The organism is Psychrobacter glaciei (assembly GCF_014652895.1).
Lineage (GTDB): Bacteria > Pseudomonadota > Gammaproteobacteria > Pseudomonadales > Moraxellaceae > Psychrobacter > Psychrobacter glaciei.
Genome location: NZ_BMZR01000001.1, coordinates 522690 through 536833 on the forward strand (window position 1 = coordinate 522690; position 14144 = coordinate 536833).

12 protein-coding genes and 1 tRNA gene are annotated in these 14144 nt (G+C 44.3%); 7 read left to right on the top strand and 6 right to left on the bottom strand.

The genetic code is table 11. From position 1 onward, the window contains the following. Nucleotides 1-15 precede the first annotated feature (15 nt). The 5 genes from IE130_RS02240 to IE130_RS02260 form a co-directional block, all read right to left on the bottom strand. On the bottom strand, nucleotides 16-1782 hold the full coding sequence (locus IE130_RS02240; RefSeq protein ID WP_189581084.1) for a type IV pilus assembly protein FimV: 1767 nt from the start codon (nucleotides 1780-1782) through the stop codon (nucleotides 16-18). Between the two features lie 147 nt (nucleotides 1783-1929). Further along, on the bottom strand, nucleotides 1930-3135 hold the full coding sequence (queA, locus tag IE130_RS02245) for a tRNA preQ1(34) S-adenosylmethionine ribosyltransferase-isomerase QueA (protein WP_189581087.1): 1206 nt from the start codon (nucleotides 3133-3135) through the stop codon (nucleotides 1930-1932). 178 nt (nucleotides 3136-3313) lie between these two features. Then, entirely contained in the window at nucleotides 3314-4399 is a 1086-nt protein-coding gene (gene dinB, locus IE130_RS02250; protein WP_189581102.1) for a DNA polymerase IV, read from the bottom strand. A 259-nt stretch (nucleotides 4400-4658) separates the two neighbouring features. Continuing rightward, a tRNA-Leu gene (locus IE130_RS02255) sits at nucleotides 4659-4744 on the bottom strand. A 140-nt stretch (nucleotides 4745-4884) separates the two neighbouring features. After that, nucleotides 4885-5658, bottom strand: a complete 774-nt coding sequence (locus IE130_RS02260; protein WP_010199805.1) for a ferredoxin--NADP reductase — start codon at nucleotides 5656-5658, stop codon at nucleotides 4885-4887. Nucleotides 5659-6276: 618 nt separating this feature from the next. Here IE130_RS02260 and tsaA point away from each other — a divergent pair. Then, nucleotides 6277-7128, top strand: a complete 852-nt coding sequence (gene tsaA / locus IE130_RS02265) for a tRNA (N6-threonylcarbamoyladenosine(37)-N6)-methyltransferase TrmO (RefSeq protein ID WP_189581105.1) — start codon at nucleotides 6277-6279, stop codon at nucleotides 7126-7128. Nucleotides 7129-7231: 103 nt separating this feature from the next. Further along, complete coding sequence (tfpB, locus tag IE130_RS02270) at nucleotides 7232-9019, top strand: type IV pilus assembly ATPase TfpB (protein ID WP_189581108.1); 1788 nt, start codon at nucleotides 7232-7234, stop codon at nucleotides 9017-9019. 53 nt (nucleotides 9020-9072) lie between these two features. Here tfpB and IE130_RS02275 read toward each other — a convergent pair whose 3' ends face one another. Continuing rightward, entirely contained in the window at nucleotides 9073-9738 is a 666-nt protein-coding gene (locus tag IE130_RS02275; protein ID WP_189581111.1) for an acyltransferase, read from the bottom strand. A 323-nt stretch (nucleotides 9739-10061) separates the two neighbouring features. On the opposite strand from IE130_RS02275, the gene IE130_RS02280 reads away from it, so the two are divergent. The 5 genes from IE130_RS02280 to gspJ all read left to right on the top strand — a co-directional run bounded on the left by IE130_RS02280 (nucleotide 10062) and on the right by gspJ (nucleotide 14113). Continuing rightward, nucleotides 10062-10850, top strand: coding sequence for a TatD family hydrolase (locus tag IE130_RS02280; protein WP_189581114.1), 789 nt, complete (start codon nucleotides 10062-10064; stop codon nucleotides 10848-10850). A 233-nt stretch (nucleotides 10851-11083) separates the two neighbouring features. Beyond that, nucleotides 11084-11767 (top strand): TetR/AcrR family transcriptional regulator, encoded by a 684-nt coding sequence (locus IE130_RS02285; RefSeq protein ID WP_010196194.1) that lies wholly within the window; start codon nucleotides 11084-11086, stop codon nucleotides 11765-11767. A gap of 193 nt (nucleotides 11768-11960) precedes the next feature. Then, nucleotides 11961-12773 carry a prepilin-type N-terminal cleavage/methylation domain-containing protein gene (locus IE130_RS02290; protein WP_189581117.1) on the top strand — a complete coding sequence of 271 codons (813 nt, stop codon included), beginning with the start codon at nucleotides 11961-11963 and terminating at the stop codon, nucleotides 12771-12773. 3 nt (nucleotides 12774-12776) lie between these two features. Beyond that, a complete protein-coding gene (gene gspI / locus IE130_RS02295) occupies nucleotides 12777-13268 on the top strand; it encodes a type II secretion system minor pseudopilin GspI (RefSeq protein ID WP_189581120.1) in 492 nt (163 codons plus the stop codon). Next, nucleotides 13265-14113: a type II secretion system minor pseudopilin GspJ gene (gene gspJ, locus IE130_RS02300; protein ID WP_189581122.1), complete on the top strand. Its 849-nt coding sequence runs from the start codon at nucleotides 13265-13267 to the stop codon at nucleotides 14111-14113. Before gspI ends, gspJ begins: the two co-directional genes overlap by 4 nt. Nucleotides 14114-14144 lie beyond the last annotated feature (31 nt).

A 14144-nucleotide genomic window follows, 5' to 3' on the forward strand; every position in this document is an offset into this window, starting at 1 on the left:
TGATCAGTCAGGCAATTATTGATTGCGTAATTTTTTGAGACGAGCTTGAAGCTCCGCCAGTTTTTGGTTTTGTAATTGCAATTTACTAGTATAACCGTCAAGCATATTGTTGGTTTTTGACAGGCGCTGTGCCTGTGACGCAGCTCCTTGTCTAGAGGCTTTGAGCGTTGCTAAGGTCTCTGTACTGAGACCATTGCCCGTGGCCGTTGCTGCTTTAGCATTATTGCCATCGGCGTTGCCATTTTTATCAGTATTAGAACTAGGTGCGAGCACAGAAAAACGCGCTTTTGGTAATGTCTGAGTTTTAGTGGCGGCTGGCTTTTCAGGGCTTTCAGTGTTTTGAGCTGCTTGAGTCGTCTCAGACGCTGCCTCAGTTGTCGTTTTAGCCGCTGGTTTTGGGGGCGCTGCTTTCTTGACGGTAGGGGTGTTTGCGCTCAGTCTATACTGTCTTTGAGCATTAATAGCCGCTTCCAAGTTTTGCTGTGATGGCACGACTTCATAATTGGGTAAGCTCAGCTTAGCATCCGCTTTTAGTTGATCTGCATCTTTATTAATAAAAGCATTCGGGTTTTGTGCCTGAATTTGTTTCATGACCGTTTGAACGTCTAGGTTATTTTTTTGGGCAATTTGCTGGGCAATAACCCATAAGCTATCGTTGCGCTGTACTTGATAGTCAACGGACGTGCTAGTAGCGCGATTGGTTGCTGTGTTAATTGTAGCGGCAGTATTGCTATTCACTGTAGTCGACCCTGCGGCAACAGCGCTAGAGGGGATGCTGCTTGGTGCAGTAGTAGTAATAGCGCTATTAGAATCTGATTTTGCCATTGATGCAGTGCTGGCAGCATTGTTATTCGGCATTGGCGATGCAGGAGCGTTGGCCATGATGCCAGTACTGGTCTTATTGCTAGGCTGTATCTGTCTTATGATTTGTATATTTAAAATATCGAACTGTTTGTCAGTGATTCCAGCAATTGTCTTATTATTATTTGCTGTTGTACTGTCAGCCATGCTTTTATTGATCATTACTTTGTTTTCGACAGGGTTGCTAGTTGCCTTGTCAACAGGACTGATATCTACAGCGCTAGCAGCCGTTGTCATGACGTTGTTGCTAGCATTCAAACGCCCATTATCCAAGCGACTTGGGGCATAGATAGGACGATTGCTCTGCGGTGCAGAGGTGGCTATTACTGGCAAGTTTGAGGTAACTGTCGCTGTCGCCGCTCTAGGTGTTGATATCAGTGGCGGCGGCGCACCTTTTCTAACCGTCAACGGTTTGGCGTTGGTAGCTGAAATGATAGGCAAATTGGGTTTCTTTGCACCGGTCACGATATTTTTAGAAGGTTTGTTAAATGGCTTAATAGGTATGCTGTCATCAAGAGGCATGAGCAATGTCTTGGGAATGACATTGCGTTGACCACCGTCATTAATGGCTAAGACCACATCGGCAAAAGGCTTAGAAATGGGTTGCGTGGTGTTGATCAAAACTTGCCCGCTGCTCGCTGACGTGGGTCTAAAACTCACCGTCATTGAGTCCGTTGGCGTAAGCCCCATTTGTTGATAAATAATAGGGTTCGCTAAGCTGGCTGAAAATTCAGCGGCTTTAATATCAGTCACGATTATACTGGCTGCTAGGGGCTCGTGCTGCGCAGAGGTTACGACAGTCTTACCAATCGTTGCTGCCTGCGCGCTAGACGATATAGCAATAGAGCCTATTGAATAAAGTAACGCCATCGACACCGCACAATTTACAGTAGTCAAGCGATGAGATAAATGACGAGACATGTGCAGCCCTTAGAGTGTGAGTTACTTGTGCTGTTATAACAAAATACGCTTTAGTTTACCAGTTTATTTCATAGACGTTACTTTTTAGTAGCTACTAAAAAGTAACGTTGACTAATAATGCCCAATAATGTTGCAACTTTAAAGGTATTACCTGATTTTTTTATCAAGGAGCATCGCATCGCCATAGCTAAAAAAGCGATATTCAGCTTGGATAGCATGTTGATACGCCTGTTCGATAGCGGCCTTGCCTGCAAATGCTGATACGAGCATCAATAGGGTAGACTTGGGTAAGTGAAAGTTAGTCAATAAACGATCTATGACTCCAAATTTAAATCCAGGATAAATAAAGATATCGGTGTCGCCTGACCAGCTAGCAAGTGCTTTGCCGTCAGCCGCTGTTTTTTGATACGCTGTTTCGAGTACGCGCGTCACCGTCGTACCAATAGCGATGACTTGTTTGCCATTCGCATGGGTTTGATTGATAAGGTCGGCGGTCGGTTGTGGTAGATGTGCGTATTCGCTGTGCATGGTGTGGTTGAGTAAATTATCGGTTTTTACAGGGGCAAAAGTACCAGCGCCAACGTGTAGCGTGACAAATGCTGTATTGATCCCTTTTGCTGCAAGCTTGCTTAATACACTCTCATCAAAATGCAGACTGGCTGTGGGTGCGGCAACGCTGGCAAGTTTGGCTGGATCATGAAAGACCGTTTGGTAACGGGTATTGTCCGTGGCATCAGCATGACGCTCAAAGTAGGGCGGAATGGGCAACTCACCATAAAGCTCTAGATGAGGCAAAATAGGCGCGTCAAATGCTAGGATAAATAAATTGTCTTGGCGACCAATCATCACGCAGCCCATATGACCATCCGCAAGCGCCAGTCGCTGACCAAGCTTGGGGGCTTTACTGGCTTTCACATGGCAAAGCGCGACATGTTCTCTCGTAACTGGCTGCTCATCTGTCGCCATTAAATGCAGAGTCGTTATGTCCAAATCCGAGATATTAACCAAACGCTCAATCAATACCTCAACCTTGCCACCGGTATCTTTTTGACCAAACAAGCGCGCTTTCATGACTTTGGTATCGTTAAATACGATCAAATCGCCTGCATTTAATAGATCAGGTAATTCAGCAAATAAACGATCTTCGGCTTGACTGACCCTATCACCACGATGGTCGGCAGGCAGATATAATAATTTTGAGGCGGAGCGTTCTGACAACGGGTAGCGAGCAATCAGAGTATCTGGTAGCTCATAATCGTAATCGTCTACGCTTAAATAGTCTAATATATCAGCGTTTGTATCAGTATGAATGGCGGTATTACTATCGGCAGCTACAGGGCGAGAGTCAGTCATAATCAGTCTTTGAATAGATAGGAATTTTGGCGTAATTGTAGCAGAAATGAGCATATGAAGGGATAGTTTGCGAAAGGATAAACTGGTATAAAAGCTATTTTAATTATTAAAATAGCCTAAGCATTTACTACAAACAATAGACAGCAGCTTACTGCTTTAACACTAGAAATTCATTAGGTTATTCAAAAAGGTTTAACTGTGGCAGTAATTGCGTGGCAGGAGTTAATGAAGAATAAGTAACCCCAACCAACCTAATAGGAAGGTCACGTGGAATGTCTAAAAATAGCTTATCAAGCCAATAATGAGCAGAGTTAGCATTGGAGAATGCCGTCGATAAGGTGTGTGAGCGCGTAATTTGAGTAAAATCTGCGTATTTTATTTTTAGGGTAATGGTATAAGCAATCAGCTGTTTTTTTTGCATTTGTCCAAACGCATCGTCATTTTGCTCGTAGATTTGGGCTCTTAGTGCGTCATTATCACTTAAATTGTCTCGGAATGTGGTCTCAGAACCCACAGATTTATGCGTTCGCTCAGATTTGACAGGGCGCTCATCACGACCATGAGCAATATCGTGATAAAACTGGCCACGTTTGCCAAACTCCTGCACCAATACGGCGGCTGGTATGCGTCGAAGATCAGCGCCATTGCTCACGGCCATCGCATGGAGGCGCGTAGCAGTTGCCTTACCAATACCGTGAAAACGCTCAATAGGTAGCGTACTGATAAACGCATCAGCATCGGCTGGGGTGATAATCGCTGTGCCATTCGGTTTGTTGATATCAGAAGCAATTTTGGCCAGCATCTTATTAAACGATACCCCCGCAGAGGCAGTTAATCCGGTCTGTTCTAAGATTTGCGCCCGTAGCCAATTAGCCATCAAAGTCGCAGAACCTTGCTGGAATTGCAAGCCAGTAACATCGAGATAAGCTTCATCTAGAGATAAGGGTTCAACATGCGGGGTCAAGCGGTGCATGATACTGCGGATATCACTGCTGACAGCACGGTAGACATCAAAGCGTGGTCGCACAAACACCACGTCTGGACAGCGTTTGCGTGCCTCATAACAGGACATTGCAGACCGCACACCAAATTTACGCACTTCATAGCTCGCGGCTGCCACCACACCGCGACCATTTGGGTCGCCGCCCACTACCAAGGGCTTGCCGCGTAACTCAGGGAAGTCGCGCTGTTCAACACTGGCATAAAATGCATCCATGTCGATGTGAATAATCTTACGCGGGCTAGGGTTTATAGAAGCGGTCATGACCACTATTTTACCTGATATTATGGTTCTTTTGCTATTGATTGTTAGGTATATGAATGAGTTACAGCGATATTTTTGAACCTATTCATGCAAAAGGAATAACGGCAATCAGCAACTTTTATTTGAAGGTTTTGAGCGTTAATGTGCTTTTATTAATGCAGCTGTTTGTATCGACCATATATCAGTAAAGAGCTGCTGCATGAGTTATTTTATAGGCATAAAAAAACCTCCGAATAGGGAGGCTTTTTTATTTTAAAAATGGTACCAGTGGTCGGACTCGAACCGACACGCTTTATAGGCAACGGATTTTGAATCCGTCATGTCTACCAATTCCATCACACTGGCATGTTAGATAACAAAGTTTATAATGCGAACTTTATTGAATTGGGCTACAGGGTTAACTCTGTATAGGCTGCGTATTATAGCAGCCTATTTTTGAGCGTCAAGAATTATTTATAATAATCGTGCTTTTAATCAAATTAATCTTAACCGACAAACGCTCTTTCGACTGCATAGTCGGCTTGAACGCCCATGCGTGGTGACACAGTGAGACCGAAACCATCTAAAATCTCAGAGACTTCCGCATTAAACGGCATGCTGCCACATATCATGACACGGTCATCGTCTTTGTTAATTGGCGGTAAACCAATGTCTTCAAAGAGTTTGCCTGATCTCATCAAATCGGTAACGCGGCCTTGGTTTCTAAATTCTTCGCGAGTAACCGTTGGGTAATAAATAAACTTCTCGCGGAACCATTCACCGAAGATTTCATCGTTGGGCAGCTCATTTTCGAACATATCACGATAAGCCAAGTCATCGACATGGCGTACACCATGCACCATGATGACTTTATCAAAGCGTTCATAGACTTCAGGATCACGTGCCAAGGCCAAAAATGGCGCAAGCCCAGTACCAGTCGACAGCATATAAAGATGTTTGGCTGGTAGTAGATCATCTAAGACGAGCGTGCCCGTGGGCTTTTTGCTGACCAACAGCTCATCGCCGACCTTGATGTGCTGTAGGCGTGACGTCAAAGGACCATCTGGAACCTTGATAGAGAAGAACTCTAGATGATCTTCGTAGTTAGGGCTAGCAATCGAATAAGCGCGCAAGAGTGGTCTGCCATCGACAACGATACCAATCATCGCAAACTCGCCATTGCGAAAGCGCAAACCATCGTCACGTGTGGTTTTGATGCTAAATAAGGCATCATTCCAATGATGAACCTCTGTGACCGTTTCGGTGCGAAGTTTTGACATAAAGTCCTCGTTAATAAATCACTATTTTTATCGTTAAGTGTAAATGAGTATTAAATTGAAATTTTCAATGATATGTTTTGGGGGCTAACAATATATAAATGGGTAATCATCAAAATTGCTAATAACGGCTCATACTTTGAAATATCTGTTATCTATAAACCAATAAGGTCATAAATTTATGAATCAATTTATAAGGTTTTTTTCCACTTTCATACTAGGGCGTGCCCTCAATTCAACCGATAGCGATCTAAATGGGCTAAAAGTGGTTAAATCTTGCCAAACATCGTCAATTAGCTAGGTAATATATCGATATTATCTGCGCTATTTTCCTTGTTTGACTGCCATTTACCTCACTTTTATCCTCATTTTTAAAATGAGGACACGCCCTAGGAATTGTACAGTAATAGCGAGGGTTTTTATCCTCATGAGCAATACCGCTGTCGTATGAATGCAAGCCATTCTCAATAAATTTCTCGATCATAATACCAAACTTTAAAATAAAAATCTGTCTAGCAGCCGCTATGTAGCATGATAAAATGGAATATCGTTAGTGAGTAATTTTGTATGATTGGGCCAATTGTCTTAATAAAGGCCGTTTGCCATCATTGGAGTGGATATATGTCTGACCATAATGCATCTTTGGATGACCATCATCGAGCACCTATTATTGGCTATCATCGTGCGCCGCTTTCACAGAAATTTGGCGCGCCAAGGCAACCGAATTTGGTGGCCTTGACCAGTGTGATTGAGATGCTAGCGCCTTATGACACGCCAGCGGCATTTATTGGTTTGGAAGCATTTAGTCATATTTGGATCAGTTGGCAGTTTCATCATAATTATGTGGATAAAACCAATCACGAGAGTAAAGATAAACAGGTAAATAAAGCAGACAGCCGCTTTCGCCCGCAAGTTCGACCACCAAGGCTTGGGGGCAATCAGAAAATAGGGGTATTTGCCAGTCGCAGTATGTACCGACCATCCGCTTTGGGATTGTCTGTGGTCAAGTTTGAGCGTATTGAAATAGTACAAGGTCGAGTATTACTTATTATCAGCGGTGCTGATATGATAGATGGCACGCCCATTATCGATATCAAACCTTATGTGGCTTATAGTGATGCATTAGCGCATGCAAAAAGTGGCTTTGCGCCTTCTGCACCCACGTCATTAGATGTGACTATAACGGAGTTGGCTTACCATCAATTTACACAAATGGTGGTCAATCAACAGCTTTATAAAGAACCTAGCGAACCATATACGGTAGCGGCAGTCATTGACAAGGTAAGAACGCAACTCATACGATCTGATATCGATGCTATCAAAGCATTAATTGCACAAGATCCACGTCCTGCCTATCGCCGTGCCGAAGTAAATAAACAGTTTGTTATGCGCTATAAGTCTGTCGATGTCAGTTTTCAGTTAATAGAATCGGGACAGTTGCAGATCACGGACGTTGTAGCAGTGGTTTTGTAGCGTGAGAGAGTAGCGCGTTCTGTATGTCGTTTTTATTTATACCAATTTATCGACATTATAAAACGGTTAGTTTGCAAAAAAATTCTAATAAAAGAAGAAAAATATGTCTGCTCAAAAGTATTCGATCGTGATTGATTTGCGTTGGTGCCTAGATGAATTATTGGCGGATAAGGTGATTGATCAGCGTGGCTACAATTTGGTGATTACCAGTCGTCGTGATAAGGCGCAGCATCCGCTCCTCACGATTAGTGAATTTGGCTTACCCAATGGACATGCTTTGGATAATGAGCAACAACAGAAATTGACACTGCCATGGCTCAATGAATGGCTGGCTGTCAAAGCAGATATGCCGCTCGTACGTATTGATCCTTTAAAAGTTGATGTGCCAGCCGTCACGCAGTTGATGTCTTTTGAGTATGCGCGCTCACAGCATATTTTGCCGATTGAGGTGACAATTGATGAAGTCGTCATCGGCACCGACCAGCCTTTTTATAGTGATTGGCATGGCAATATTGAAAAGCTCATTAAGTCTAAAAGTTTTCGTACGGTATTTATCAATCCTGAACAGATCAACCGCTATCGGCAAGAGTTCTATCAAGTCACGCAAGCGATTGCAGGAGCAAATAGCATCCACAAGCGGGCGGCGGCGGATGTCACCAATGTCGAGGCATTATTGCAATTGGGTGACAATACCAATCCTGATGCCAATGACCAACATATTGTCAAAGTCGTCGATTGGTTGTTGCAATATGCCTTTGAGCAGCGCGCCAGCGATATTCATTTAGAGCCTCGCCGTGAGACCGGAAAAGTGCGCTTTCGTATTGATGGCGTGCTACATACCGTCTACGAGATGCCATTGGCTATTATCGTCGCGGTGACGGCGCGGATTAAAATCTTAGGACGACTAAATGTCGCAGAAAAGCGCAAACCTCAAGATGGACGGCTAAAAACCCGTACGCCAAAGGGTCTAGAAACTGAGCTACGCCTATCGACGATGCCGACTGCTTTTGGCGAAAAACTGGTCATGCGGGTATTTGACCCAGAAGTGCTGGTGCGCTCGTTTGCTCAGCTTGGTTTGTCAGGTAAGCAGCTTGATACTTGGCATGAGCTGACTGCGCATCCAAACGGCATTATCTTGGTCACGGGTCCGACTGGCTCAGGTAAGACCACGACGTTATACAGTACGCTTAAGCAGCTCGCCACTGAGCAGGTCAATGTTTGTACGATTGAAGACCCGATCGAGATGATTGAGCCAGCCTTTAACCAAATGCAGGTGAATCCAGGGGTTGATTTGCACTTCGCTGATGGTATTCGCTCGTTGATGCGGCAAGATCCAGACATCATTATGGTTGGTGAGATTCGCGATGCTGAGACTGCCAATATGGCAGTGCAAGCATCACTGACTGGGCATTTGGTGCTCTCGACGTTGCATACCAATGATGCGCCAAGTTCACTCACTCGCTTGCATGATTTGGGCATTCAGCCGTTTTTAACCTCAGCGACCATATTAGGCGTCATGGCACAGCGTCTACTACGGACATTATGTCCGCACTGCAAAAAAGCGCTGGACGTGACTCCAGATAGTGAAATTGCAATTCAATGGCAGGAATTGGTTCAGCCTTGGCGCGCGCCCGTGCCAGCACAAATCTATATGGCGCAGGGCTGCGAGCATTGCCGTCATACAGGCTATCAAGGTCGAATCGGTCTGTATGAAATTATGCCGCTATCGAATGAGCTCAAAAAACTGGTCGCTGCTGATGCCAATTTGGACGTGCTAAAGCAGCAAGCGTATCGCGAAGGTGTGCAGCCGTTGCGCTTATCGGGCGCAAAGCGCATCAGTGAAGGCGTGACAACCTTAGAAGAGGTGATGCGAGTAGTGCCATTGCATTGACCTTAAATAGCCAATGCTCGCTGTGGTAAAACGTCGCTTTATGACTTGATTATTTAACGCTCCCAGCGTACATTTTGACGAATAATTTTGGCTGGTGTACCAGCAATCATGCAGTTGGGCGTCTCGACTGGTTTATTGACAAATGCCCCTGCTGCAATGATACAACCGCTGGCGATAGAGACGTTTTTAGAGATGGTCACATTGGCGGCGATCCAAATATGGTCTCCTAAAATGACGTCTGTATGTGCCTTATTCACTCGCGCGTTAGTGTCTATATCATAGACCTTGTGAACGTCAGTCGCTCGAATTTCGATACCACGTGATATCATGCATGATTGACCAATGGTCACACTTTTATCGCGAGCCAAAATATAGCAATCAATAGCGGTGGTATGATGACCGATATAAATATGCAGATGATTACCGACAACCAATAATTGCCCCGAAAACTTAACCTGCTCTCCAATCGTGACTTGATTATGGTTGCCATTGATGTCAATTTTTAACTGATTAAATTTGCCACCCTGACCGATAGTGATTTGATTGTCATGACCTTTACGAATAGTGATGGTCGAATTACCAATGATGCGCGCGTCTTTAGCAATGCTAATATGATTATCGTGCCCTTTATCTTGTAATAAAAACCGCTTTTTGTATAACCGTTTGGGTAACAATGCTTTTATGATTGGAGAAAGGCTGATGGTTTTTTTGTGGTTCATAATAAAAGGCTTATGAGAAGTGAGTAGAAGGCGTAATGTTTTCGCTAGCGCATGGCTTTTATGGTTGGTTAGCTGTCTTTATATCAAGACTCATGTCAAGGCTCATGTCAAAACTCATGTCAAGAATATAGTCAGTTTTGATACCGTTTCAGACACGATTAACCATACCTCGGATAGTGTACCGCTAAACTTTACTTGAAAACAGCTGCCTTTGGGACAATAGATACGAGTATCACTAATACGATTGTTATCAATACGATTGTCACTTTGAAGACTTATCCCTAATATTTTTTATTTATTCATTTTTCTTAACGAGAGTATTTATGTTTACTGATAGCCATTGCCATCTTAATCGTCTAGATTTAACCAAGTATGATGGTCAATTGTCTGGTGCGATTGACGCAATGAAAGCCGCCAATGTCACTCGGGCAATGGCGATTATGTGTGATTTTGCTGAATATGATGAGATTGCCCATATCGTCAGCACCTATGGCGATGAGACGCTAAATCTTGGCATGAGCGTCGGTATCCATCCTTGTGAAGATATCAGTATCTTGCAATCAGCGACGGTCGAGCGTTTGATCGAAACGGCTGATGCCGACCATGTATGGGCGATTGGGGAAACGGGGCTGGATTATTATTGGTCAACTGAAAATAAAAAAGAGCAGCAAGCCAGCCTTGCCCGTCATATTCATGCAAGCCAAAGCCTGAAAAAACCACTCGTCATACATATGCGCGATGCCAAAGAAGATACGATTGATATCTTAAAGGCGGAAGGCGCTGAGCACGGCATCATTCATTGCTTTACCGAAGATTGGGAGACAGCCAAGCGGGCGCTAGATTTAGGGTTTTATATCTCGTTCTCAGGTATTGTCAGTTTCAAAAGCGCACAAACCATCAAAGATGCCGCAAAAAACATGCCTAGAGACCGACTGCTTATCGAAACCGACAGTCCTTATCTAGCACCTGTACCTAAGCGTGGTAAACCCAACGAGCCAGCCTATGTACCCTACGTGGCAAGTTGTTTGGCAGATATGTATGGTTGTAGTAGTGATGAGGTTGGGGCATTGACCGCAAAAAACTTTGAAAATTTACTGGCACAGTACCATTAAAATCGTTATGCTATGACCACTCAGTCATTTATTAGATAGTCTTATTACTTTACGCTATTTGTACTTATTATCCCGAGCGTAAGCATATGATTATGAATGACTATTTAGCAAACATAAGCATATCTCCTTTGGTGGTTTTCGAGTAGACTTTGTATGACCTCATACGCTTGTCACCGACGCACTAATCCATACGAGGGTCATATGTTTAATCTTGTCAGGTTTTAGGAGAGATTATGAGTCGTCAGCATCAGTTCAAGGCACGAGAAGAAAATATCTTAGCGATGGCAGAGCAATTGCTACTTGAGTCAGGCGATGGTGATATCACTTTAGACAGTTTGGCGGATCAGCTAGACTTAGCTAAAGGGACGCTATATAAGCATTTCTCCAGTAAAGATGAGCTCTATTTGCGTATTATTATCCGCTATGAAGAGCAGTTGTTTGAGATTAATCGAATTGATGATTGTCCTTCGGCAGGCGTTGCTCGTATGATTTTTCAGCAACTGTTTAATCCACAAAAAGCCATGCTACTCAATCAAATCGAAGAGCGTTTAGCAGCATCGGTGACGGGGCTTAATCGTTTATTTGGCGAGCTGTATGATATTCGTCGTCAGCGTATGAAGCGTCTGATTGATATCATCAGTGCTTATCTAAAGGATGAGCACAGTAACTTGAGTACGCGTGACTATTTGTCCTCTATTTGGGCGATGGGTCAAGGCGGTGCGGGACTATTAAACTCAAGCTTTTATCAGCGCTACTTGGGTCGCCGTGATACCCTGCGTTATGCTTTTGTCCAGCAAATGCTTGAGTTGCCTAGTCATTATCCTGCCGACGACGAAGAAGTCATGGATGAAGATATGCAAGAGCTGGTAGAGCAAATTGATACTGAGTCAGAAGAACATCGAAATACCAATTACTAGAGCCTGTAGTCGTTTACATAAATTTAAAAGCATCCGTGTTGCAATATTTTTATTGCAACACGCCAAAGTTGCCAAGGTTTGAGTGACGAGAACTCTCAAGAAATTACGCTCTGTGTAAGCCTACTATATCTACCACTCTGCTATGTTTACCACTTTATATAACAGACCCTAATCATAGGCCAATAGGTGCAATATGCCGGTCACTGCTAAGACTCAGTCCAGTTCAGTGGTCGCTTGCCATTTAGGCTTAGCAAGTCAACACTTACTATATACTGAAAAGGCTAATAGTTCGGTCGCTCGTACCGGCTGCAATGTCGCTATAGTAAAAACTCCTCCCGTTTTATCCTCTAAAATATCAAAAAACACCCATGCGCAAGCTGGTTTTACCCTCGTTGAAATCGTGGTAGTGGTGGTGATTCTGTCCATCTTTGCTGGCATGATGAGCTTGTCAGTTGGTAGTAGTGAGTCCCGAAAAAACCGTGCCTTTTATGAACACCTTACCGATTCATTGAGTTACGTTCGGCTGTTATCAGCTGAGCGTATGCAGCCAATGGGCTTAAGCCTGCAAGCGAATAAACAAAGTCAATTAAATCCGGTCATCGTCACCTTATCGAATCCTTATATTGCCTATCAAACCGCTGATATCACCTCAGACGGTACGGACAGCCGTCCCAAAAACGCTATGGAATTGTCTACAGATTTGTCGGGTACGAAAGGCGAAATACCAACGCCAAGTTGGGAGGTTGAACCAGAAGTCACGTTGCCTGAAATGCCTGATGGGGTTAGTTTGAGTGTGCAAAGCTTAGATGCTGGCAACGCTGTAAATGCTGGACAAAATCAGACGCTACAGCCTTGGTTTACCGATCAGACGGTACCTCAAATACTCTGGTTTGGCACCGGGCAAGCAACGCCTGTAACGATCGAAGTACGTCATAATTCGCGTTTGGTGGGTGAGGTAATTACCATCATGCCGGACGGTAGTATGTCGTTAGGACAAGGACTGTAGCTGATGGTTAAGTTATCAAAATTGCCTATCAATTCGGCTACTAGGCCTAGCGAAGATACCTTTTTAAAGTCGACACGCGAAAGCGGTTTTACCTTAATTGAAGTGATGGTCGCATTAGCGATTTTAGCTGTCGTCGCTGTCGCTGCTAGCCGTGCCAGCAGTGCGTATCTCAGCTCGGTTGATGTGTTGCGTACCCGTACGCTGGCTCATTTCGTTGCTCAAAATGCGGCGGCTGATCTACAGATTCAAGAGACATGGCTGACCGCCAATCGCAGCCAAACGCTTAATGCGCAAGGTCGGGATTGGCAAGTAGTGATGACAGTCGGTGATACCATTACCCCAGCATTGAAACAAGTTACTATCGCTGTCGCGCCTATTATCGATGGACAGACAGGCAACACAGTGACGGATATTAAGGTGTTGTTAAGTAATACAGAACAGGATGTGGGTAGTTTGGATTTAGCGAACCCAAATTCAAGTGGAGGTAACCCGTGAGACAGCAGCGCGGCTTTACCTTACTTGAGCTGATGGTCGCTATGGCAATATTTGCGATGCTGGCAGTGGCTGGTTGGCAAGTGTTTGATAGTGTGAACCGCGCCCGTGAGCGCGCACAATTTCATGCTGATAATCTGGCTGTCTTGCAATATGCCTATTTGCAGCTACAACAAGATATGGGGCAAATTATCCCTTATCAGTTACCCACGACGCAAGATGCCCGTGCTCAAGATACCCGTACTCAAGATATTAGTGTCGCAAATAGTGGCAACGAAAGCAGCCAAGACAACGTGATAGAGCCTGAGCCTTTTATGAGCCTAGATGGCGAGCGTGTCAGCTTCGTACGCTTTGCAGATCCTGACCCACGCTACCAAAGCAGTACCAGTATGCAGCACGTCGAATATATTTTTGCCGATGAGCGCTTGATTCGCCGTCAATATACCAGCCTCGCAACGGGGCCTGATAGCGTTAGTTTGGATAGTGTATTGTTGGAAGGGGTGACCGCAGCACGCTGGCAGGCCTATTTACCAGAGATAGCGACAAAGTTCCCTGACGAAAACAGTGGCAATAACAACAATACGAATAGCGCCTCTGGGCAAACGACTAATACAGCGAGTAGCCAAGCTGAGGCTAAGTTATTACCAAAAGGTGTTGCTGTCAGCTTCACTTATCAAGATATGCCTATCACTTGGCAATGGGCACTTGCGCCGCAGCCATTCCCTCGTAGTAGTATGCAAAATACACCTAATAGTAAAAATGATAACAGCAACGATAATGGCAGCAATAACGATAATACTAATGGTAGCAATACTGCTAACGCTGGTGTGGGCAATGCTAATTTATAAGGTATTGAAAATGTGCCCTTGTACCAATCAG

Coding starts and splice junctions, on each gene's coding strand:
- IE130_RS02240 (WP_189581084.1), bottom strand. CDS start 1,782: ATGTCTCGTCATTTATCTCATCGCTTGACTACTGTAAATTGTGCGGTG.
- queA (WP_189581087.1), bottom strand. CDS start 3,135: ATGACTGACTCTCGCCCTGTAGCTGCCGATAGTAATACCGCCATTCAT.
- dinB (WP_189581102.1), bottom strand. CDS start 4,399: ATGACCGCTTCTATAAACCCTAGCCCGCGTAAGATTATTCACATCGAC.
- IE130_RS02260 (WP_010199805.1), bottom strand. CDS start 5,658: ATGTCAAAACTTCGCACCGAAACGGTCACAGAGGTTCATCATTGGAAT.
- tsaA (WP_189581105.1), top strand. CDS start 6,277: ATGTCTGACCATAATGCATCTTTGGATGACCATCATCGAGCACCTATT.
- tfpB (WP_189581108.1), top strand. CDS start 7,232: ATGTCTGCTCAAAAGTATTCGATCGTGATTGATTTGCGTTGGTGCCTA.
- IE130_RS02275 (WP_189581111.1), bottom strand. CDS start 9,738: ATGAACCACAAAAAAACCATCAGCCTTTCTCCAATCATAAAAGCATTG.
- IE130_RS02280 (WP_189581114.1), top strand. CDS start 10,062: ATGTTTACTGATAGCCATTGCCATCTTAATCGTCTAGATTTAACCAAG.
- IE130_RS02285 (WP_010196194.1), top strand. CDS start 11,084: ATGAGTCGTCAGCATCAGTTCAAGGCACGAGAAGAAAATATCTTAGCG.
- IE130_RS02290 (WP_189581117.1), top strand. CDS start 11,961: ATGCCGGTCACTGCTAAGACTCAGTCCAGTTCAGTGGTCGCTTGCCAT.
- gspI (WP_189581120.1), top strand. CDS start 12,777: ATGGTTAAGTTATCAAAATTGCCTATCAATTCGGCTACTAGGCCTAGC.